We start from the raw sequence: 20,103 nt of genomic DNA on the forward strand, positions 1-20,103 counted from the left end.
GACCTGATCGGCCCGGGCCGGGATCCCACCTGGTGCTTCTCGCCTTCGGCAACGGGCCCGCAAGCGGCCCTGCGCATCGCCGAGTTGGTCGACGTCAGCGGCACCCAACTGATGCCGGGTTGATCGACGTCAGTCGCACCGAGCTGATGCCGGGCCGCCTCACCGTCGGCGCCCTCGGCCTCGCCCCCGCCGCCCACCTCGGCGACCGGGGCCGCTTCGCACCGGTGCCGTCCTCACGTGCCCGCCAAGCGAGTCCCTGGCCGGCACGCTGCTCGACCGGCTGCCCGGCCCGCGGCTCACGGTCCCGGCCGGCCAGGTCCCCCGACGTCGGAAGACGACGACCCGCGGACCGGAGCCCCTGCCCTACCCGTCACGTGGTGCGGAGGGAGCACGCGGTCAGGCCCGCAGCCACTCCGTGACCACCACCTCCCCGCCGGCCCGCAACCGCAGCGCGAAGGGCCCGGCGGGGGGCACGTCGGACGTGAAGCGCCCCATGGCGTCGGCGACGAGCGCGGCGCCGGGCCGGGGGCCGCTGAGCACCTCGATGCTCGCCGGCTGCGGAGGCAGTACCTGCCCCATCAGACCCTGCGGGGTCACTTCCACGTCGACGGTCACGTCACCGGTGTGGAAGGTGAGCATCCGCGGTGGGGCCGCCGCTCCTCTGACGGGGATCGCGTCGACCAGCGAGTCGAAGGTCAGCTCGGCGAGCCGGGCGTCGAGGTCGTGCAGGGCGTAGGCCTCGACGGCGATCTGCCGCAGCTCGGCCGGCACCGGGTCCAGGATGCCGGCGGCCAGGCGCAGGTCGTCCAGGAGGCCGGCGTCGAATTCCGCGGCGTCGGCCGCGTCGTCGAACTCCTCGTCGCCGATGCCTTCTTCGGCGAAGGAGTCTCCGTTCAGGTCGTACATGTCGTTCATGTCATGCGTGTCGCTCACAACGCCCCCCGTGCGTCGAGTCGGGCCCGCAGGCGGCGCAGACAGCGCTGGCGCAGCGGCCCGATGCTGCCCACCGCGATACCCAGGGCGGCGGACACCTCCTGGTAGCTCGGCGGCGGCGAGGCCATCAGCACACGCAGCAACTGCCTGCACCGGTCGCCGAGTTCCTCGAACTCCTGCCAGACCCGCCGGATCCGCTCGGTCTCGGCGGCGGCCTCCTCCGAGTCGAGGAAGGACTGTTCGGGTGTGCGGTCCTCGCTGATCCGGTCCAGGACCTGAGGGTCGTCCGTCGGCATCAGCCGTTTCAGGCTCTTGAGCACCTTCAGGCACTCGTGCCGCGCGGTGCTGGCCAGCCAGGAGCCCGCCTTCTCGGGTTCGCGGATCCGGCCCAGGTGCTGGGCGAAGCGGAACCACACGGTCTGGTACACCTCGTGCGCGTCGGCGTCGGACAGCCGGTGTGCGCGCGCCACGGACCACACCAGCGGGCTCAGCCCTTCCACCAGCGCCTTCCAGGCCGCCGCGTCACCGTCGACGGCGGACTGGACGAGCGCGCCGACATCTGCACGGTCCACGGCCCCACCCCTCGTGTACGGCAAGTCATCGTACGCCGTGGAGTGGGCGGTTCCGGCCGTCATGCGCCCGCCGAGGGCTGCGTGACCGGGACCGGGCGCCAGGTGGCCGGCCGCAGCGCCGGCACGTGCGCCCCGCGCACTTCCGCGAACTCGGTGTTCGCGGTGAGCAGTTGCTGCCGGGCGGCGCGCGGGTCGGTCTCCTTGTGCGCGGTCATGTGGGCCGCGACCAGGCCCGCGACGACCGGGGTGGCGAAGGAGGTGCCGCTCCAGTGCGCGAACCCCTCGAACGTCACCTGGTCGGGCGTGACGGTGTCGCCCTCCTCGCTCAGCGCACCGGTGTGCTGCGGGGACTGGCAGGTGCAGGCGTAGGTGAAGCCGTAGCGGCAGGCGTCGTACGTGGAGTGCTGGTACAGGTACGGGACGGGTGCGTCGAATCCGGTGAGGGCGCTGGTGAGGCGCTCGCCGGGGGCGTAGGCGTCGACCCAGGAGCCGTGGTTGCTGAAGCAGGCGCCGTGCTCGCCGTCGCCGCGCAGCGCGCCGACCGACAGGACGACGCCCTGGTAGTCGGGCAGCGCGGCGTAGGCGGCGGGCCAGAAGGGGGTGGCGCTGGCGTTGTTGCCGGCCGCCGCGACCAGCAGGGTGCGCTGCTGCCGGAGTTCCTCCATGAAGGCGTCCATGCCGAGCAGTCCGTCGGTGCGGCCGTTGGAGGTGCCCGCGGAGAGACTGATGACGTCGGGCCAGCCGTGCCGGTCGACGGCGTCGAAGAGCCGCTCGCCGAACTCCGACTCCAGGATGGCGCCGGCGTCGTTCAGGGTGTTCAGCACGGTGACGTCGGTGTTGGGTGCCACGGCCGCGACGAGCCCGGCGATGAAGGTGCCGTGGCCGACGTACTGCAGGAGGTTGCCCGCGCTGTCGGTCTCGGTGCCGTGCAGGTCGCCCTGGACGTGCGCGAGCAGGGGCAGGGCCGCGTAGTCGTGGGTGAGGCCGTTGTCGATGACGAGGACGCCGACGGCGGTGTCCGGGTCGTGACCGGCCTCGGCCGGAGCCGGGTTGGTGCCCTGGGCGCGCGGGGCGGGCACGGGTTCGTCACCGGGGCAGGAGTTGACCGCGATCGACACCACGTGGTTACGGCTGACCAGGCGGCGTCCGGCGCGTCCCTCGGGCGCGCGCAGGGCCCGCAGGGCGTTCGCGACGGCCAGGTCCGCGTGCCGGTCGCCCTGGCCGGGGTCGCCGACCTGGATACGGGTGATGCCCGAGCGGTTGGTCTCCGGGCTCGCCCGCCGCACGTGGTCGGCGGTCAGGTCGGGCGCCGCGGTGAAGTGGCTGCGCACGCTGTCCTCGACGAGGCGCGCCTCCTCACCGTCGCGGGCGAGCACGACGCCCTTCTCGTAGATGAACTCCGCGGCGTCGTCGGGCCCGAGGGCGAGGGCGACGTCGGGCATGGAACGCTGGATCTGGTCGAACTGCTCGTGGAAACGCTGTGGTGCCATGGCATGTCCTCCGGTTGAGGCGGCGGTCGTCAGTCAGAGCCGCCGAGACGGCGATTGATACAGCGACAACCCTGTGTGGCGTGCGACCAGGGCCACTACCATCCATGGAGTGACAGCGGGAAGCGACTCGGTTCTCGAACTGCTGCCGATGGTGTTCGCCGCACCGAACGAGGCGCTGGCGCGGGCAGAGGCGGTCCTCGACTCCGATCCGTCTCCGTGGTGTGCCTCCGTCGCCCACCAGGTGATCGGCATCTGGCAGCGGGACTGGGGTGACCTCAGGATCGCGCTGCACCACCTGCGCCGTGCCCGCGACTTGGCGGCGCGCGCCGAGTCGGCCGACCGGGAGGCGGACGTCCTGGCCGCCCTCGGCGTGGCCCTGGTGCACGCGGGCCGCACCCGGGAGGGTCTGAAGGCGCTGGAACGCGGAGTCGAGGTGAGCAGCGGGCACACCCGCGCGCGGGTGCTGTTCCGGCGGGCCTACGCCTCGTGGGTGCTGGGGCATCACCGGGAGGCGCTGGACGACGTGCGCCGGTCGGTCCCGGTGCTGCGGCAGGCGGACGACGTCATCTGGACGGCGCGCGCGCTGACGCTGCGCGCGACCGTGCATCTGGCGCTCGGCGCGGTGGACCGCGCGGACGCCGACTTCACCGCGGCCGAGGCGCTGTGGGACACCACGGGCCAGGAGCACGACAAGGCGGACGCGGTGGAGAGCCGGGGACTTGCCGCGTACCGTTCGGGCGACATCCCCGCGTCGCTGCGGCTGCTCGACGAGGCCGAGGAGCGGTACGCCAAGCTCGGCACGCCCACATTCATGCTCAACATCCGCCGCTGCGAGGTCCTGATGGCGGCCGGGCTCGCCCCGGAGGCGCTGGGCGAGGCGGACTCGGCGATCGCCGTCCTCGACTCCATCGGCGGGCAGTCCACCCGCAAGGCCGAACTGCTGCTGGCCGCCGCCCGCGCCGCACGGCTGGCAGGCGACCCGCACACGGCGATCGCGCGCGCGGACATGGCCGTACGGCTGTTCGCCGGGCAGCGGCGCACCTGGTGGGAGACGCACGCCCGGCTGGTGCTGATCGAGGCGCGGGTCGCCACCGGGCGCCGCTCCGGGCGCATGGTCGCCGACGCCGCCGCGGTGGCCGACCGGCTGGCCTCCTTCGGCGCGCCGGCCGCGCCGGAGGCCTCGCTGCTCGCCGGGCGGATCGCCCTCGCCCTGGGCTGGACGGCTGACGCCGAACGGCACTTGACGGTCGCCGCCCGCAGCCGGCACAGCGGGCCGCCGCTGGCGCGGATGACGGGCTGGGCGGCGCAGGCGCTGTGGGCCCGGGCCGCCGGTTCCGGCCGGGGTGTCCTCAAGGCCTGCCGGCACGGCCTCGACGTGCTGGACGACCACCGGATGACGCTCGGCGCCTCGGAGCTGAGGGCCCGGGCCACCGCACAGGGCGCGGAACTCGCCGCGCTGGCCCAGCGGGCCAGCCTCGACTCGGGCGGTCCGCGGCGGCTGCTGGTGTGGAGCGAGCGCTGGCGGGCCACCGTCCTGACCGCGCCGCCGACCCGGCCCCCGGCCGACCCCGCCCTGCTCAGCGGCCTCACCGCGTTCCGGGAGATCGCCGCCCGCGCCGAGTCCGCCCGGATGGAGGGCCGTCCGGTGCCGGTGCTGGAGCGCGACCAGCGGCGGCTGGAGCGGGAGATCCGCTCCCGGACCCTGCACATCCGCGGCGAGGCGCCCGGCGACGGCGACCGGTTCGACCCCGCCCGGCTGCTGGAACGCCTGGGGGACGACGTACGGCTGGTGGAGCTGGCCGTGCTCGACGGGCGGGTGCAGGTGCTGCTGTGCGGGCGGGGGCGGGTGCGCCGGTTCGAGGCCGGGCTGCTGGCCGAGGCGGAGACCGAGGCGGAGCATGTGCAGGCCGGGTTGCGGCGACTGGCCCATCCGGGGGCGGAGGCGCGGCTTCCGGTGGTGGAGGCGGCGGGGCGCCGGCTGGAGGAACTGCTGTTCGGTCCGGCGGCGGCGCAGCTGGGCTCCGGCCCGGTCGTGGTGGTGCCGCCGGGGCGGCTGCACCGGGTGCCGTGGGCGCTGCTGCCCTCGCTGCGGGAGCGGGTGTTCAGCGTGTCTCCGTCGGCGAGCAGCTGGCTGCGCGCCCTGGAGACGGCGCCGCCGCCGGGCGGTCGCCAGGTGCTGGTACGGGGCCCCGGCCTGGCGACCGGGGGCGCGGAGGTGCCCGAACTGGCCGAGCGGTACGGCGGATCGACCGTCCTGGAGGACGAGGACGCCTGCGTTCCCCGCGTGTTGGAGGAGCTCGACGGGTCGGCGCTGGCGCACATCGCCGCGCACGGCACGTTCCGCGCGGACAGCCCCCTGTTCTCGTCGCTGGGGATGGCCGACGGCCCGCTGATCGTCCATGACTTCGAACGCCTGGACCGCAGCCCGTACCGGATCATCCTGTCCTGCTGCGACACCGCCCGGTTCGCGTCCGTCGGCGCCGACGAACTGCTCGGCCTGGTGACCGCGCTGCTGCCGCTGGGCACGGCGGGGGTGGTGGCGTGCAGCGCACCCGTGAACGACGCCGCGGTGGTGCCCCTGATGCTCGCCCTGCACAAAGGGCTCGACGCCGGCCTGTCCCTGGCAGAGGCGCTGCGCGACGCCCGTGCCGCGCTGCCGGGCGACGCGACCCACCAGGCGACGGGGTGGGCGTTCTCGGCGTTCGGGGCGGCGTGAACGCAGGACCCCGCCGCAGTACGTGGCGGCCTGACCCGCAGCCCACCCCGCCATGCACGGCAGCCCGACCCGCAGCCCACCCCGCCATGCACGGCAGCCCGACCCCAGGGCGCCACGCGGTGTGTGGCGGCCTGACCCGCAGCGCACTCCGTCATGCACGGCAGCCCGACCCACAGCCCACCCCGCCATGCACGGCGGCCCGACCCCAGGGCACCGCCGCAGTGCGTGGCAGCCCGACCCGCAGCCCACCCCGCCATGCACGGCAGCCCGACCCACAGCCCACCCCGCCATGCACGGCAGCCCGACCCCAGGGCGCCACGCGGTGTGTGGCGGCCTGACCCCACCCCCGATCACGGGGGTCAGACCGCCGGTCCGGTATGCGGCTCAGGCCGGTTGTGCCTCCGGCAGTTCGACGAGCCAGGGCAGCGCACCGCGGTCGCTCGCGCCGAGGCGGGCGTACGCGCTGTAGAGGTGATTGCCGACCGTACGGACGGACAGGGTGAGTTTCTCCGCGATCTGCCGGTTGCTCAGACCGGCGGCCGCGAGCGTGACGATCTGCCGCTGGCGTGCGGTCAGTTCGCCGAGGACCAGCCCGGACAGCGCGGGTGTGCGGGCGCCCTGGCAGCGGCGGGCCAGCGCGACGGCGCGGGTGCGTGAGGTGCGGGCGGCGCGCGGGTCACGGTGCGCGCGGACGGCCTGGGCGTGCGCCTCGGCGGCGAACAGCACGAAGCCCCGCTCCTCCAGCCGTACGGCCGCCCGGTCCAGGGCCGGTCCGTCGCCGCGGGCGAGCGCGTCGGCGTGGGCGGCGAACACTCCGGTCAGCCTGCCGACGGCGGTCTCGGGCACGCCGAGACGGACGGCGTCGTACGGATCGTCCGTGGCCGCCGCCACCGTGTCGAGGTCATCGCGGGCGGCCGCCTGCCAGACCGTCGCCACACCCATGACGGTCTCGATGGCCGCCTCGCCCGACTGGGCGGCGGCCAGGGCGAGTTCGACGCGGCAGGGCCGGTCGCCGGGAGCCCCCCTCAGCCCCTCCCCCGCCCAGGCCGCCGCCTCGCGCAGTTCCCCCCGCAGCCGCGAGAACCGCGCGCGGACGGCCGCGTATCCGGCGGGCACCACAGCGCCCTCGTCCAGCAGCCACTCGCCCACCGGTGCGGGGACCGCCCGTACGTCCGCCCGCTCGATCCCCCGGGTCAGCGCGGCGGACTCGGCGGCCAGGGCGGCCGTGCAGCTGTCCGGCGTGCGGGCCAGCCGTCGGGACCGCAGCCGTCCGGCCGCGGCGCGCAGCACCGGGCCGTGCAGGGGGTGGGCGAGGCGGGCGGCGCCGTGGTCGTCGACGTGGACCAGGCCGTCTGCCTCCAGGTGTTCGAGGGTGCGCAGGTCGAGGTCGTCCATGGGAAGTGGAAGGGGCTCGGCGAAGGCCAGCCGTTCGAGGGTCTCGCGCTCCGCGGGGCCGGTGCGGTCGAGGAGGTGCGCGGTGCGTTCGCGGACGGTCGCCGTGATCGGCACCGGGCCGCGCCAGGCCCGGTCGCCGTCGGCCCCCGGGAGGGGGGTGAGCAACTCGCGCACGGCACCCAGCAGGTCGCGCAGCAGCCGCAGGTCGCCCTGGCACAGGCGGTACAGGCGGTTGACGGTGAGCGGCTCCAGGCCCTCACCCGCGCCCGTCGCGAGCAGCTGGGCCGTCTCCTGACGGGACAGGGGTTCCAGGGTGAGGCGCGGCAGCAACTCCCCGGTCCACAGCCGGGAGATCGCGCCGGGCACCGGGGCGCCCTCGGTGGCGACGACCAAGAGGCGGGTGCGTCCGTGCACGGCCAGCTGGTGGACCAGGGCAGCCGAGGCGTCGTCGAGCAGGTGGGCGTCGTCGACCAGCAACACCCGGGTCTCGGACAGGAGTTGCACGGCACCGTGCAGGGAGACGGGCTCGGGGAGCAGGTGCGCGAACGCGGCGAAGGGGATCTGCCGCGTCTCGGGCGTCCCGGCGACCTTCGCGCAGTCGGTGCCGCGCACGGCCTCCGTGGCGAGGCGGGTCTTGCCGCTGCCCGTCGGCCCGGTCACCACGATGCCCTGGCGACCGGCGGACAGGGCCCGGCGGACCAGTTCGAGTTCGTCCTCCCGGCCGGTGAACGGCCAGGGCAGCTCCAGCGTCTTCGCGTCCCGTTCGAAAATCGTCACGACTACAAGAGGCGCCATACTCACGCCTGATACAGGGGGACTTGAGTAGCCCTCGACTCAGGCGCCCCGGGGCGGCCCGGGGCAGTCTGTTCGCCATGACCGCACGCTACTGCTCACTCGCGCAGCAGCCCGCTCCGGCGTTCGCGCCGGGACTGGCCGCCGAGCGGCACAGTGCGCTCATCGCCGGCAGTCGGATGTGGGCCAACCACACCGTGCTGCACTACTACTTCTTCGACGACGACACCGACGGGTCCGTCATTCCGGTACCGGGCTCCGGTGCGACCAGGCGGGTCTCGTGGGCCGGAGGCAAGGACCAGCGGGACGTCGTACGCGAGTGCTTCCAGGAGTGGCAGGACCTCGGTATCGGAGTGTCGTTCGCCGAGGTCGGCGACCGCTCCGAGGCCGAACTGCGGATCGGGTTCCAGCTCGGCGACGGTTCCTGGTCGACCGTCGGCAAGGACGCTCTCCGGGTCGGCCTGAACGAGCGCACCATGAACTTCGGCTGGGACCTGACCGCGCCCGGGGAGCGCGGAACGCCCCTGCACGAGATCGGTCACGCGCTCGGCATGCTGCACGAACACCAGAGCCCGTTCGCCGGCATCCACTGGGACGACGAGGCCGTCTACGCCGATCTGGCGGGTCCGCCGAACTTCTGGAGCCGGGACCGCACCTTCTTCAACATCCTGCGCAAGCTGGACCCGCGGGAGGTCAACGGCTCCGTGTGGGATCCGCAGTCGATCATGGAGTATCCCTTCGAGGCGGGACTGATCCTGGAGCCGGAGCAGTACCGCGCCGGTCTCCACCCGCCCGGCGCGCTCTCCGCCGCCGACAAGGAGTACGTCCTGCGCTGGTACCCGCCGGGCCGGCCGCCGCAGGAGCACGCGCTGGTGCCCTTCCGTTCCGCTCCGCTCGGTCTCGGCCCGGGCGAACAGGCCGACTTCGTCGTCGAGCCGCCGGAGACCCGCGAGTACACCGTGGGCACCTTCGGCGACAGCGACGCCCTGGTGCTGCTTTTCGAGGAGCGGGACGGCGAGCCCCGCTACCTCACCGGCGAGGACGACGGGGGCACCCCGCGCAACGCCACGATCAAGGCCCGTCTCGTCAAGGGCCGCCGCTACTTCGTCCGTGTGCGCCTGTACTCCAGCTGGGGTTCGGGGGAAACAGCGGTCATGTGCTGGTGACAGCACATGCGGGCCGCACGGGCGATGCTGGACCACTGTCCGGCGCCGGGGGAGCGGTCGGGGGCACGTCACCTTCGGGGGAGGGTGACGTGCCCCCGACCCATGCCGGGATGTCAGTCATGGGTCGTAGCCTCTGGGGCACACAGGGCATCGACCGTCAGGGAGACAGCGCGTGATCACCGGATACGTCATCGGCGAAAGCCTCCGCCCCGGCGCCGCGTTCGCGTCTCACGGACTGCGGCTGCGCAAGGTCAGCCGGGTCGACGTCGGTTCGAGCGCGACCGACGGACAGCCGCGGCTGTGGACGTTCGTCGAGTGGGAGAGCGACGGCGAGGACGTCGCCGCTCTCGCGGACGCCTTCGCCGCCGCGCTGGAGCCGGAGAACGGCTGGTACGCCGACTTCACCGCCGGCGACGAGCGCGTGGTCGTCTTCGCCGGGAAGGTCTTCCGCTACCGGCGCGGCGACGAGGCGTGCCGCGCCGAGGCGATCGCGTACGGCCGGTCGGTGGGCACTCCCGAGCATCAGCTCGACTGGGGGGAATGACGCCAACCCCCGGTGATCGACAGGGACTTCACGACGCCGCCCGCTGCTCGCCCCCCACGGCGTCCGGGTGGGCGAGCCCGAGGTGGTCGCGCAGGGTCGGGCCCTCGTACTCGGTGCGGAACACGCCCTGTTCCTGGAGCAGTGGGACGACCTTGTCGGCGAAGACGTCGAGGCCGGTCGGGGTGATGTGCGGGACGAGGATGAAGCCGTCACTGGCGTCGGCCTGGACGAAGTCGTTGATGGTCCGGGCCACGGTGGCCGGGGAGCCGACGAAGTTCTGGCGGTTGCCGGTCTCGATGACGAGGTCGCGGATCGACCAGTTGTTGGCGGCGGCGAGCTCGCGCCACTCGCGGGCGGTGGCCAGCGGATCGCGGTACATGCGCACCTGGGCGCGACCGCGCGCGATGTGGTGCTCGCCGAGGTCCGGGTCGATGTCGGGGAGCGGGCCGTCCGGGTCGTACGAGGACAGGTCCCGGTTCCAGACGAACTCCAGGTGCTTGAGGGCGGTGGCGCCGCTGACCTGCTGGCGGCGGACGTCCTTGGCGATCTCCTCGGCCTCCGCGTCGGTGTCGCCGAGGACGAAGCTCGCGGCGGGCAGGATCTTGAGTTGGTCGTGGCGGCGGCCGTATTCGGCGAGGCGGTTCTTGACGTCCGTGTAGAAGGCCCGGCCCGCGTCGAGGGTGGCGTACCTGCTGAAGATCGCGTCGGCGCCGGCGGCGGCGAACTCGCGGCCCTCCTCGGAGTCGCCGGCCTGGAAGACGACCGGGCGGCCCTGCGGGGAGCGGGGCACGTTGAACTGCCCGTGGATGTCGAAGTGCCGGCCGGTGTGGACGAAGGAACCGGCCTTCGCGTCCCGCAGGAAGGTGCCGGCGCCCTGGTCGGCGAGGATCTCGTCACCGTGCCAGGAGTCGAAGAGCTCGTTGGCGGTGGCCAGGAACTCCTTGGCGCGGGAGTAGCGCTCGTCCTGCGGGAGGAAGCCGCCGCGGCGGAAGTTCTCGCCGGTGAACGCGTCCCAGGAGGTGACGACGTTCCAGGCGGAGCGGCCGCCGGAGAGGTGGTCGAGGCTCGCGAACTGGCGGGCCACCTCGTAGGGCTCGTTGAAGGTGGAGTTGATGGTGCCGGTCAGGCCGAGGTGCTCGGTGACGGCGGCGAGCGCGGCGAGGACGGTGAAGGTGTCGGGGCGGCCGACGACGTCCAAGTCGTAGATCTTCCCGCCCTGTTCGCGCAGCCGGAGCCCTTCGGCGAGGAACAGGAAGTCGAACTTGGCGCGCTCGGCGGTCTGCGCGAAGTGGGCGAAGGAGCTGAACTCGATGTGGCTGCCGGCTTCGGGGTCGCTCCAGACGGTGGTGTTGTTGACGCCGGGGAAATGGGCGGCCAGATGGATCTGCTTCAGGGGCTTGCTCATGGGTCTGCGGTCCTTCCGGCTCAGGCGGTCGCGGCAGCGGCGTAGCGGTTGGCGGGGCGGGGCAGCCCCAGCAGTCCGCGCAGGGTGTCGGCCTCGTAGGCGCGGCGGAAGGCGTCGCGGCGCTGGAGTTCGGGGACCAGGCCGCGGGTGATCGCCGGGAGGTCGTGGCCGAGGACGGCGGGGCGGAGCCGGAAGCCGGTGAGACCGGCGGACGCCAACTCCTGCAAAACGTCGGCCAGTTGGGCGGGAGTGCCGGTGAAGATGCGGGCGTCGCTGGTGTACGGCTCCCCCGCGAGCGCGTCGAGCCGGTCCCGGCGGGCCGCTGCCTCGGCCGGGTCGTCGTCGAGGAAGACCACCAGGTCCCCGAAGACGTGCAGGGGCTCGTCGGCACGGCCGGCCGTCTCCTGCTCGGCGCGGATCTCGGCGACGATGGCACGGGCCTGGTCGGTGTCGTGCGGGGTGACGTAGCCGACGTCGGCCGCGCGGGCCACCAGCCGGTACGGGACGGTGTCGTGCGCGAGGGCGCTGACCAGTGGCTGGCCCTGCGGCGGGCGGGGCGTGATGGAGGGCCCCTTGACGCTGAAGTGCCGACCCTGGAAGTCGATGTAGTGGAGCTTGTCGCGGTCGACGAAGCGGCCGGTGATGACATCCCGGATCTCCGCGTCGTCCTCCCAGCTGTCCCAGAGGCGGCGCACGACCTCCACGTGGTCGGCGGCCTCGTCGAAGAGGTCGGCCACCAGGTCCCGGGTGTCCGGGCTGTCGTAGGCCTCGATGCGGGGGATGGTGCGGCGGCCGAAGTGCGCGGCCTCGTTCGGGCGGGCGGTGATCTGCACCCTGAGTCCCGCGCGGCCGGTGCTCACGTAGTCGAGGGTGGCGATCGCCTTGGAGAGGTGGAACGGCTCCGTGTGCGTGACCACCGCGGTCGGCACCAGGCCGATGTGCCGGGACAGCGGGGCGATGCGCGCCGCGATCAGGACGGCGTCCAGGCGGCCGCGCACCTGGTCGGTGCGCTCGTCCGGTTCGAGGAAGTGGGAGGACTGCGGGCCGAGTCCGTCCTCGATGGTCACGAAGTCGAGCAGGCCGCGTTCCGCCTCGGCGACCAGGTCGGCCCAGTATCCGGCGGTGAACAGGTCACGCGGACGGGACACCGGCTCGCGCCAGGAGGCCGGATGCCAGCCGGTGCCGTCCAGGGCGACGGCAAGGTGCAGGGAGGGGGAGGGAGATGGGGACACGAGTGGGTGCCTTCCTGGAGGTCCGTACGAGATCACCGGCCCGCAGACAGGGGGGCACGGCGGCTGGGCGACGGGTCAGGAGCAACAGAGCGCGCCGGCCACGCGCTGGAGATCGATGTGGGGCCGGGAGTGGAGGTGGACGGCGTGGAGGACGCGGGGCACGGCCGTCACCTCCTTCGTCCGGGCGCGGGAGGGCGCCTCGCGGATCTCGTCGTGAGTCACAACGTCCTGGCCTCGTGGGATGTTCCGGGGCTGCGTACCAGGAGGATGGGCGAGCGGCGGCGCAGGGTGAAGCCGATCGACTCGTACAGCCGGATGGCGGGAGTGTTGTCCGCGGCGGCGTGCAGGAACGGGGTGTCGCCGCGTTCGCGGATGCCCGCGGCGACCGCGCGCACCAGCCGGGTGGCCAGGCCCCGGCCGCGGTGTCGCGGGTCCGTGCAGACCGCGCTGATCTCCGTCCAGCCGGGCGGCCGGATCCGTTCGCCGGCCATGGCGATCAGTCGCCCCCGCTCCCGGATCCCCAGGTAGGTCCCGAGCGCGACCGTCCGCCGCAGGAACGGGCCCGGCCTGGTGCGGGCGACGAGGTCCAGGATCTCGGGGACGTCGTCGGGCCCGAGCCGTACCGCCTCGGGGGCGGGCTCGGCCCGCAGCGCGGTGTCGACGAGCTGGACACCCACCCCGCCGCCGACCACCTCCCAGGCGGCGGGCACCTTCTCGACCGGTTTGATCCGTACGACGGTCCCCGCACCGACGAGCGTGTGCAGGTCGGCCCAGGCGGCCGGGTCGTCGGGATCGGCGAGGGCGGCGAAGTCGTAGACGTCGGCCGGGTAGCGGGCGGCTCGGCCGACGCGCTCGGCGAGGTGGGCGTGCGGGCCGTCGAGCGCCGCCCACACGGCGTTGTCGAGGACGGGGGCGTCGGGTGCGGACGGGGCCGCGCCCCCGCGGAGGACGGTCGGACGGGCCACGGAGACGGTGTCCCTTCTTGGTGTGATCGGCATGTGTCGCAGGCGGCGTGACGATCGATCAGAAGTTGGCCAGTGGGAGGCCGGGCGGGTTGACCTCGGACTTGGCGACGGCCTCGTTGGAGAGGTTCCAGGCGGCGAGCCACTTGGCGTACTGGCCGTTCTCGATCAGGTGGTTGATGGCGTCGGCGAGTGGCTTGGCGAGGCCGCTGTCCTTCTTCGCCGTCGCGGCGATCAGGCCCTGGAGCGTCTCGCCGGCGCCGGAGAACTGGCCCGCGATGCGGGTGGCCTGGGGCGTGCCGGCGGTCTTCGCCGCGTGGTAGGCGAGGTTCGGGTTGGGGCCGAAGTAGGCGTCGATCTTGCCGCTGTTCAACGCCAGATAGATGCTGTTGCTCTCCTGGAAGTACTTGACGGTGAGCTTCTTGCCCTCCTTGGCCAGCTTCGCCTTCCACTCCAGGAGGAGCTTCTCCTGGTTGGTGCCGTTGCCGACGGAGACCGTCTTGCCGGCGAGGCTCTGGTAGTCGCCGTCGAACTTCCAGGTGTTGTCCTTCCTCACCTCGAAGGCGAGATCGTCCTTGCGGTAGGACGCGAACTCGTACTTCTGCTTGCGCTCCTCGGTGTCGGTGACGTTGGAGAAGGCCACGTCGACCTTTCCGCTGTCGAGGCCGATGAACAGGTTCTCCCAGGTCGACCGGCGCACCTCGGGCTCGAGTCCGAAGACGGCGGCCACCAGCCGTCCGAGGTCGGGCTCGGAGCCGGTGATCGTCTTCTGGTCGTCGCCCACGAAGCCGAGCGGCGGGCTGCCGGAGGGCAGCGTGCCGGATCCGATCACCAGCTTGCCGCTCTTCTTCAGGGCGGCGGGCAGTTCGGCGCTGATGGACTTCACCTCGGAGACCTTCAGGGTGGTCTCCTTGGCGGCGCCGTTGGACAACTGACCGACGGTGACCGTGCCGGCGGTGTCGGTCCTGGTGGCGGCGTCGCTGTCGCCCCCGCAGGCGGTGAGCTGGGTGGCGAGGGCGGTGACGGCGGTCGCCGCGGTGATGCCTCGTAGCAGGCCGCGTCGGGAGATCTGGGTGGGCATGGCTGTCCTTGTCCTTGTCATGCGGAGGGTGGTGAGGGTGGCGTGGGGGGAAGCGGTGGTTCCCGGCGTCGGCCGGGTCAGAGCACCTTGCTCAGGAAGTCCCGGGTCCGCTCGTGGCGCGGCTTGTCCAGGACTTCGGAGGGCGGGCCCTGTTCGACGATCCGGCCTTCGTCGATGAAGACGACCCGGTCGGCGATCTCCCGGGCGAAGCCGATCTCGTGGGTGACGATCATCAGGGTGGTGCCGCTCCTCGCCAGGTCCTTGATGACGGCGAGGACCTCACCGACGAGTTCGGGGTCGAGCGCGGAGGTCGGCTCGTCGAAGAGGATGACTCCGGGACGCAGCGCCAGGGCGCGTGCGATGGCCACGCGCTGCTGCTGGCCGCCGGACAACTGCCGCGGGTAGGCGGCGGCCTTGTCGGCCAGGCCGACGCGGTCCAGCAGTTCCCGCGCGAGTACCTGGGCCTCGGCCTTGCCGAGCTTCCCGGTCGCCACCGGGGCGGCGGCCACGTTGTCCAGCACGGTGAGGTGCGGGAAGAGGTTGAAGTTCTGGAAGACGAAGCCGATGCGGCTGCGCTGGGTCAGGATGGCCCGCTCGCTCAGCTCCTTCAGGCGGTCGCCCTGGCGGCGTACGCCGATCAGCTCGCCGTTGACGCTGACGTGGCCGATCTCCGGCTTCTCCAGGTGGTTGACGACCCTGAGCAGGGTGGACTTGCCGGAGCCGGACGGGCCGAGGATCACGGTGACCTCGCCGGGCCGTACCGTCAGGTCGACCCCGTCCAGCACCCGGTGGGTGCCGTACCACTTGTGCACGTCGTGGACCTCGACGGCGGCGGCGTGCTCGATCGTGTCGGCGGTCATACGGCGGCCTCCCGGCGGATGCGGTCCCTCAGGTCGGTGAGACCGGTCCGCAGCTTCTGCAACGGCGTCGGCGGCAGGGTTCGCGTGGCGCCCCGGGCGTAGTACCGCTCGACGTAGAACTGGATGACGGACACGACGCTGGTGAGGATCAGGTACCAGACGGTGACGACCAGCAGGAGCGGCACGATGTCGCCGGGGTAGGTGGCGCCCATGGTCTGCGCGGTGCCGAACAGGTCGAGCAGGGACACGTAGAAGACCAGCGAGGTGGCCTTGATGAGGCCGATGAGCTGGTTGACGTAGTTCGGCGTGATGGACCGCAGCGCCTGCGGGAAGACGATCTTCCTGAACTGGTAGCCCTTGGGCAGGCCGAGCGCGGAGGCCGCCTCGTGCTGGCCCTGGTCGACGGAGAGGATGCCGCCGCGGACGACCTCGGCCGCGTAGGCCGCCTCGTTGAGGCTGAGGCCGATGACGGCGACGGCCATGTCGGTGGCGAGCCGCGACTCGTCGAAGGTGAGGAAGGCCGGCCCGAAGGGGACGCCCACGCTGAGTGTCCGGTACAGGGCGCTGAAGTTGTAGAGGAACAGCAACACCACGATCAGCGGGATCGACCGCAGTGCCCAGATGTAGGTCCAGCTGACGGCGCGGAGCACCGGGCTGCGCGAGAGCCGGGCGAGGGCCAGCAGGATGCCGCCGAGGAGGCCCAACACCGCGCTGTAGGCGGCGACTTCGAGGGTGATGAGGAGCCCGTCGAGGATGGTCGGCCGCAGGAACCAGTAGCCGAAGCGGTCCCACTGGTAGAAGGGGTTGGACACCAGGCCGTGGACGAACTGGGCCGCCAGGACCAGGACGACCGCGGTGGCGATCCAGCGGCCGGGCCGCCGCAGTGGCAGAACCCGCTGGGCGGCGAGTGGTTTTGACGGGGTGTCGGCGGGCGGCGGTGCCTCGGCGAGGGACACGGCTGCGCCTGGGGGTTCACTCATGGAGGGCTCCGGCGGGGGTCGGGACCCCCCGGACGCGGCGAACATGGTACTGCTACGGCGGCCGCTCTGGGGCGGCGGGACGTGGCACACGGGGACGCACGGTGACCGGGGGTTGGGCGGACGACGAGGCACCGCGAGGGCGGGGTTCGTCAGGAACGCGGGGGCTGGGGAAGGACGTCAGCCCCGACAGCGGGCACGGCCCGGTGCGGTACACAGTGCGCTGCTCACGCGGAGCAGATCGACGGCCCGGTCGGCGACGAGCCGGTGCGCGTACGGCGGCACGCAGCTCTGGGAGCGGCGCGGGGCCGTCCTGGGAGCTGCGTACATGTCCGTCACCATGCTCTTCCGGCCCGAAGGGCCCTCGCGCTTACCGAATGTCATCCGGTCCGGTCGTCACCTGGGGCACCCCACCGCGTGCGAGGGTTGCCGGTCAGCAAGCCAGGGCTTGTCGCTGACACTCATTACCGTTCTGCCAGTCAGTTAAGACAAACGCCCGTACGAATGTCAACGCCGGTCCGCCAGATGGAACCGGCTACGCCTGCTGAGCCGCGTAAGCAGCCCAGTCGAGGATCTGTACGGCGGCTCCGGCGGCCTCCAGGCCCCGGCAGCGGGCGTGGTGCCGGCGGGCGATGCCGTCGAGGTCGAGGTGGACACCGAAGGCCGGGTGGGCGGCCAGGCGGCGGGCGTAGGCCCACACGAGGGGGTGGCCGGCGATGCGGTGCACCGCGGCGGCGTCCAGGTGGTGGCGGTGCACGGTGTCGAGTTGGACCAGCGTGACCCACAACTCGACGTCGGCCGCGGTGATCTGATCACGGATCAGATACGCGCGTCCGACGAGCCGGCGCTCCAGCGACCCCAGCGTCTCCAGCAGCCTGTCGAGAGCCACGTCACGCGCCCCGGTGTCCGGGCCCGCCGCCCCGGCCGCCTGCGCGGCCTGCTCGATGCCCTGCCCGCAGAGCCGCTCCACGGCCTCGATCTCCGACTCCGCCCCGCACGGGTACAGCGCCGAGCGACCGCCCCCGAAGTGCAGGGCCAGGTCGCGGGTGATGTCGGGGGCGTGGGTGCTGACGATCCGCCCCGACCAGTCGTCGCTGAGCACCGGCCCGGCGGCCGCACCGGTGTACCGGTGCACGCTCGCCTCGTACAGCGGGCGGAGTGCGGAGTGTCCCCCGTCGGGACAGTCGGGGACCGCGCCCAGAAGCGTCACGGGGCAGACGTCGTCGAGTCCGAGCAGGCTGTGCGTCACGGCGATGCGGAGACCGTCGGGACACGTCGGCGACAGGTGGAGGCGGTAGCGGCGGGGCACGGCGTAGTGCCCGCTGCGCGCGTCCCGGCCGATCCTCCCCCGGAAAGCCGGGGCGGGCAGGGCGGAGGGGATGGCGGCGAGCGGTGTGACGGACATGGTTCTCCCCGGGTGGAGGCGTGGACGTACACGCCGCGGAGGCGACGTCGGGCGGTGAGGGGGCGGGCCTCCCTCGCGTGCGACGGCGCCGGCGGGCGTCGAGGCGCGGGGGGAAGGCCGGGCTCAGCCCAGGGGGCTGATCGCGCTGCACACTCGCAGCAGATCGATGTGCCGGCGGGAGGTCAGAAGGGGTGACTGCCCGGACGTACGGCTCACGTCGGCGGTGACCGGTCCAAGGCACCTCATGCTTCCCTACCTGTTCACTAGGATTCCCCTCCGGAGTGTCGGCCGAGCTCCGGCCGGCGTCAAGGGGGCGTCCACGGGGCGGGCGTCGACTCCTGCCGTCGGGGGGCGGGTGGCGAGTGAGGTCGCGGGCGAGGCTCTTCCTGGCCTGCGCGCGGCTGGTGGGTACGTCCGCCCCCATCGCCGGGATGGACGACGTCCGAACTCTCCCATGGCCGCGCCGGGTTCAGTGCGCGGCCGAAGCGCGCGCGAGGGGTTCGGGATGCCGGAACGCCCTGGGATCGATCGCCCCGCCCCGGTCGGCAATCGCTCCCCACACTCAAGGAGTCGCGGACTCGCCCACCGCACATGAGCGTTGGCGTAAAACTCGACCGCTGCGGGAACGGCTCGACGCAGGCCCCGGAAAACCGCGAAGGCCGTGACGGGTATCGCCGTCACGGCCTCTGACCTGCTGATCCGCAAGTCGGGACGACAGGATTTGAACCTGCGACCCCTTGACCCCCAGTCAAGTGCGCTACCAAGCTGCGCCACGTCCCGGTGCGCTCTCCACCGGCATCCGTGTGAGGTCACCGTGTGAGCGCGCAGGTCAACCCTACCCCATGCGTGCGGGTCGGCCCGCTGCCGCGGCGGGTCGGCCCGCTGCGCGCGGGTCAGCCGTGGGCCACGGGTTCCTGCTCCACGGCGGTCGCCTCACTCGTGGCGCGGGCCTTGCCGGTCGCAGGGCCACCGCGCCGGACCGGCACGAGCAGCGCGGCCAGCGCGGCGGCCAGGCAGAGCAGGGCCAGCAGGGCGAAGGCGTGGGTGTAACCGGAGGCGTACGGCAGGCCCGAGGGCTGGAGGCGGCCGGTGACCAGGACGCTGGTGACGGCGGCGCCGATGGATCCGCCGATGGTGCGGATGTTGGCGTTCATGCCGGTGGCGGCGCCGGTCTGGTCGGCGGGGACGCTGCCCACGATGAGGTTGGCCATGGAGGCGAAGGCGAGTCCGATGCCGAGCCCGAACACGCCTGCGACCAGGGCGACTTGCCACTGCTCGTCGTGCCAGAAGGTGAGGATGCCGCAGGCGAGCGCGTCGAGTGCGGCACCGGCCGTCAGGAGGGTCTTGGCGCCCAGGACCGGCTCCAGCCGGCCGCTGAGCACACCCGAGAGGAACATCGCGACCAGCATCGGCAGCATGAGCAGTCCGGCGGCGGTGACACTCGCCCCGAAGCCGTACCCGGCCGACGTGGGCGTCTGGACGAAGCCCGGCAGGAAGGACCAGATCGAGTACATTCCGGCGCCGAAGAGGAGCGCCGCGGTGTTGGTGGTCCACACGGCCGGCAGCCGCATGACCCGCAGGTCGATGAGCGGGGTGCGGGAGCGGGCCTCGGTGTACAGCCACAGCGCGAACAGGGCGACGGCGGCGGCGAACAGGCCGAGCACCCGGGCCGATCCCCAGCCCCACACGGAGGCCTGGCTGAGCGGCAGCAGCAGGGCCACCAGCCAGGCCGACAGGAGTGCGGCGCCGAGCCAGTTGACCTGGCCCTCGGCCCTGTTGGGCGACTCGGGGACGTAGCGCAGGGCGATGAGGGTGGCCACGACGACGATGCCGACCGGGATCCAGAACAGCCACCGGTAGTCGAGCGTGGTCACGATGGGTCCGGCGGCGACCATGCCGACGCCGCCGCCCGCGGCGATCACGGCGGACAGGTTGCTGATGCTGCCGCTCACCTCGGACGGGGCGAACTCGTCCCGGATGATGCCGAAGGAGAGGGGGAACAGGGCTCCCCCGACGCCCTGGACGACCCGGGCGACGATCAGTACGCCGATGCTCGGCGCGAGCGCGGCGAGCAGACAGCCGACCGTCACGGTCACCAGGACGGCGACCAGTGTGCGCTTCTTGCCGATGAGGTCGCCGACGCGGCCGAGGATCGGCGTGAAGACCGAGGCGGACAGCAGATAGGCCGTCATCACCCAGGTGGCGGTGGACTGCGAGGTGTGCAGGGCGTGCTGGACGGTCGGCAGGGCCGGTGCGATCAGCGACTGCAGCATGGAGAACACGCCGGCACCGGCAGCGAGGACCGCGAAGGTGAGGCGGGTGGACTTGCGGGGCATGAAAAAGCCTCTCCGAACACAGAACGCGGCCGAAGCCTCTGATCACGGTCGTCCGTACGGGCCCGGGGTGCCCTGCGGGCGGCAACGGGACGCGGACGGCCGCGGTGAGCGGTCGCGGAGGGGATGGTGGGGGCGGACGGTGCCCGGGAGACAGGGCCCGCCGGACTTGCGGGAGACGTCGTGGGCGCGTGCGGCCGCACGCGTCCACGGTGAGCGCACCCCGCACTGCTAAAGTGG

At 72.8% G+C, this 20,103-nt stretch carries 17 protein-coding genes, 1 tRNA gene and 1 riboswitch; of the genes, 3 read left to right on the forward strand and 15 right to left on the reverse strand.

Going from position 1 to position 20,103, the window contains the following annotated elements:
• Positions 1-396 precede the first annotated feature (396 nt).
• The 3 genes from ACWBNA_RS36040 to ACWBNA_RS36050 are packed head-to-tail and all read right to left on the reverse strand — an operon-like array spanning position 397 to position 2,995.
• The gene (locus ACWBNA_RS36040; protein WP_482708796.1) at positions 397-915 is read right to left on the reverse strand and encodes a hypothetical protein; all 519 of its coding nucleotides are present in this window, start codon (positions 913-915) and stop codon (positions 397-399) included.
• 14 nt (positions 916-929) lie between these two features.
• Positions 930-1,505 carry an RNA polymerase sigma factor gene (locus ACWBNA_RS36045; RefSeq protein WP_482708729.1) on the reverse strand — a complete coding sequence of 192 codons (576 nt, stop codon included), beginning with the start codon at positions 1,503-1,505 and terminating at the stop codon, positions 930-932.
• A gap of 59 nt (positions 1,506-1,564) precedes the next feature.
• Positions 1,565-2,995: a S8/S53 family peptidase gene (locus ACWBNA_RS36050; protein ID WP_482708730.1), complete on the reverse strand. Its 1,431-nt coding sequence runs from the start codon at positions 2,993-2,995 to the stop codon at positions 1,565-1,567.
• Positions 2,996-3,143: 148 nt separating this feature from the next.
• On the opposite strand from ACWBNA_RS36050, the gene ACWBNA_RS36055 reads away from it, so the two are divergent.
• Positions 3,144-5,711 carry a CHAT domain-containing protein gene (locus tag ACWBNA_RS36055; protein ID WP_482708797.1) on the forward strand — a complete coding sequence of 856 codons (2,568 nt, stop codon included), beginning with the start codon at positions 3,144-3,146 and terminating at the stop codon, positions 5,709-5,711.
• A 384-nt stretch (positions 5,712-6,095) separates the two neighbouring features.
• On the opposite strand, the gene ACWBNA_RS36060 is transcribed toward ACWBNA_RS36055, so the two are convergent.
• Positions 6,096-7,901, reverse strand: coding sequence for a LuxR family transcriptional regulator AbsR2 (locus ACWBNA_RS36060; protein ID WP_482708731.1), 1,806 nt, complete (start codon positions 7,899-7,901; stop codon positions 6,096-6,098).
• 77 nt (positions 7,902-7,978) lie between these two features.
• Between ACWBNA_RS36060 and absR1 the strand changes: the two genes are divergently transcribed.
• Entirely contained in the window at positions 7,979-9,064 is a 1,086-nt protein-coding gene (gene absR1 / locus ACWBNA_RS36065; protein WP_482708732.1) for a beta-glucuronidase AbsR1, read from the forward strand.
• A gap of 172 nt (positions 9,065-9,236) precedes the next feature.
• Positions 9,237-9,608 carry a hypothetical protein gene (locus tag ACWBNA_RS36070; RefSeq protein WP_482708733.1) on the forward strand — a complete coding sequence of 124 codons (372 nt, stop codon included), beginning with the start codon at positions 9,237-9,239 and terminating at the stop codon, positions 9,606-9,608.
• Positions 9,609-9,636: 28 nt separating this feature from the next.
• Here ACWBNA_RS36070 and ACWBNA_RS36075 read toward each other — a convergent pair whose 3' ends face one another.
• From ACWBNA_RS36075 to ACWBNA_RS36125, 11 genes are all read right to left on the reverse strand, one after another.
• Positions 9,637-11,013 (reverse strand): NtaA/DmoA family FMN-dependent monooxygenase, encoded by a 1,377-nt coding sequence (locus ACWBNA_RS36075; protein ID WP_482708734.1) that lies wholly within the window; start codon positions 11,011-11,013, stop codon positions 9,637-9,639.
• Between the two features lie 20 nt (positions 11,014-11,033).
• A complete protein-coding gene (locus tag ACWBNA_RS36080) occupies positions 11,034-12,245 on the reverse strand; it encodes an LLM class flavin-dependent oxidoreductase (protein ID WP_482708735.1) in 1,212 nt (403 codons plus the stop codon).
• Between the two features lie 75 nt (positions 12,246-12,320).
• Complete coding sequence (locus ACWBNA_RS36085) at positions 12,321-12,467, reverse strand: putative leader peptide (RefSeq protein ID WP_482708736.1); 147 nt, start codon at positions 12,465-12,467, stop codon at positions 12,321-12,323.
• Complete coding sequence (locus ACWBNA_RS36090) at positions 12,464-13,210, reverse strand: GNAT family N-acetyltransferase (protein ID WP_482708737.1); 747 nt, start codon at positions 13,208-13,210, stop codon at positions 12,464-12,466. The genes ACWBNA_RS36085 and ACWBNA_RS36090 overlap by 4 nt, the downstream gene beginning before the upstream one ends.
• 58 nt (positions 13,211-13,268) lie before the next feature.
• Entirely contained in the window at positions 13,269-14,288 is a 1,020-nt protein-coding gene (locus tag ACWBNA_RS36095; protein WP_482708738.1) for an ABC transporter substrate-binding protein, read from the reverse strand.
• A gap of 77 nt (positions 14,289-14,365) precedes the next feature.
• Positions 14,366-15,148: an amino acid ABC transporter ATP-binding protein gene (locus ACWBNA_RS36100; protein WP_482708739.1), complete on the reverse strand. Its 783-nt coding sequence runs from the start codon at positions 15,146-15,148 to the stop codon at positions 14,366-14,368.
• Entirely contained in the window at positions 15,145-16,128 is a 984-nt protein-coding gene (locus ACWBNA_RS36105) for an amino acid ABC transporter permease (protein ID WP_482708740.1), read from the reverse strand. The genes ACWBNA_RS36100 and ACWBNA_RS36105 overlap by 4 nt, the downstream gene beginning before the upstream one ends.
• A 358-nt stretch (positions 16,129-16,486) precedes the next feature.
• A riboswitch (SAM riboswitch) is annotated at positions 16,487-16,594 on the reverse strand.
• A 66-nt stretch (positions 16,595-16,660) separates the two neighbouring features.
• Entirely contained in the window at positions 16,661-17,530 is an 870-nt protein-coding gene (locus ACWBNA_RS36110) for a glutathione S-transferase C-terminal domain-containing protein (RefSeq protein ID WP_482708741.1), read from the reverse strand.
• Positions 17,531-17,653: 123 nt separating this feature from the next.
• On the reverse strand, positions 17,654-17,776 hold the full coding sequence (locus ACWBNA_RS36115) for a putative leader peptide (RefSeq protein ID WP_482708742.1): 123 nt from the start codon (positions 17,774-17,776) through the stop codon (positions 17,654-17,656).
• A 460-nt stretch (positions 17,777-18,236) separates the two neighbouring features.
• Positions 18,237-18,310, reverse strand: a tRNA-Pro gene (locus ACWBNA_RS36120).
• A 113-nt stretch (positions 18,311-18,423) separates the two neighbouring features.
• On the reverse strand, positions 18,424-19,866 hold the full coding sequence (locus ACWBNA_RS36125) for an MFS transporter (protein ID WP_482708743.1): 1,443 nt from the start codon (positions 19,864-19,866) through the stop codon (positions 18,424-18,426).
• Positions 19,867-20,103 lie beyond the last annotated feature (237 nt).

The organism is Streptomyces sp. Q2 (assembly GCF_056820935.1).

Excerpts from the sequence above, each read along its gene's own strand:
- ACWBNA_RS36055 (WP_482708797.1), top strand. The coding sequence starts at position 3,144 with ATGGTGTTCGCCGCACCGAACGAGGCGCTGGCGCGGGCAGAGGCGGTC.
- ACWBNA_RS36105 (WP_482708740.1), bottom strand. The coding sequence starts at position 16,128 with ATGAGTGAACCCCCAGGCGCAGCCGTGTCCCTCGCCGAGGCACCGCCG.
- ACWBNA_RS36040 (WP_482708796.1), bottom strand. The coding sequence starts at position 915 with ATGAACGACATGTACGACCTGAACGGAGACTCCTTCGCCGAAGAAGGC.
- absR1 (WP_482708732.1), top strand. The coding sequence starts at position 7,979 with ATGACCGCACGCTACTGCTCACTCGCGCAGCAGCCCGCTCCGGCGTTC.
- ACWBNA_RS36110 (WP_482708741.1), bottom strand. The coding sequence starts at position 17,530 with ATGTCCGTCACACCGCTCGCCGCCATCCCCTCCGCCCTGCCCGCCCCG.
- ACWBNA_RS36115 (WP_482708742.1), bottom strand. The coding sequence starts at position 17,776 with ATGAGGTGCCTTGGACCGGTCACCGCCGACGTGAGCCGTACGTCCGGG.
- ACWBNA_RS36100 (WP_482708739.1), bottom strand. The coding sequence starts at position 15,148 with ATGACCGCCGACACGATCGAGCACGCCGCCGCCGTCGAGGTCCACGAC.
- ACWBNA_RS36125 (WP_482708743.1), bottom strand. The coding sequence starts at position 19,866 with ATGCCCCGCAAGTCCACCCGCCTCACCTTCGCGGTCCTCGCTGCCGGT.
- ACWBNA_RS36060 (WP_482708731.1), bottom strand. The coding sequence starts at position 7,901 with ATGGCGCCTCTTGTAGTCGTGACGATTTTCGAACGGGACGCGAAGACG.
- ACWBNA_RS36050 (WP_482708730.1), bottom strand. The coding sequence starts at position 2,995 with ATGGCACCACAGCGTTTCCACGAGCAGTTCGACCAGATCCAGCGTTCC.
- ACWBNA_RS36095 (WP_482708738.1), bottom strand. The coding sequence starts at position 14,288 with ATGCCCACCCAGATCTCCCGACGCGGCCTGCTACGAGGCATCACCGCG.
- ACWBNA_RS36075 (WP_482708734.1), bottom strand. The coding sequence starts at position 11,013 with ATGAGCAAGCCCCTGAAGCAGATCCATCTGGCCGCCCATTTCCCCGGC.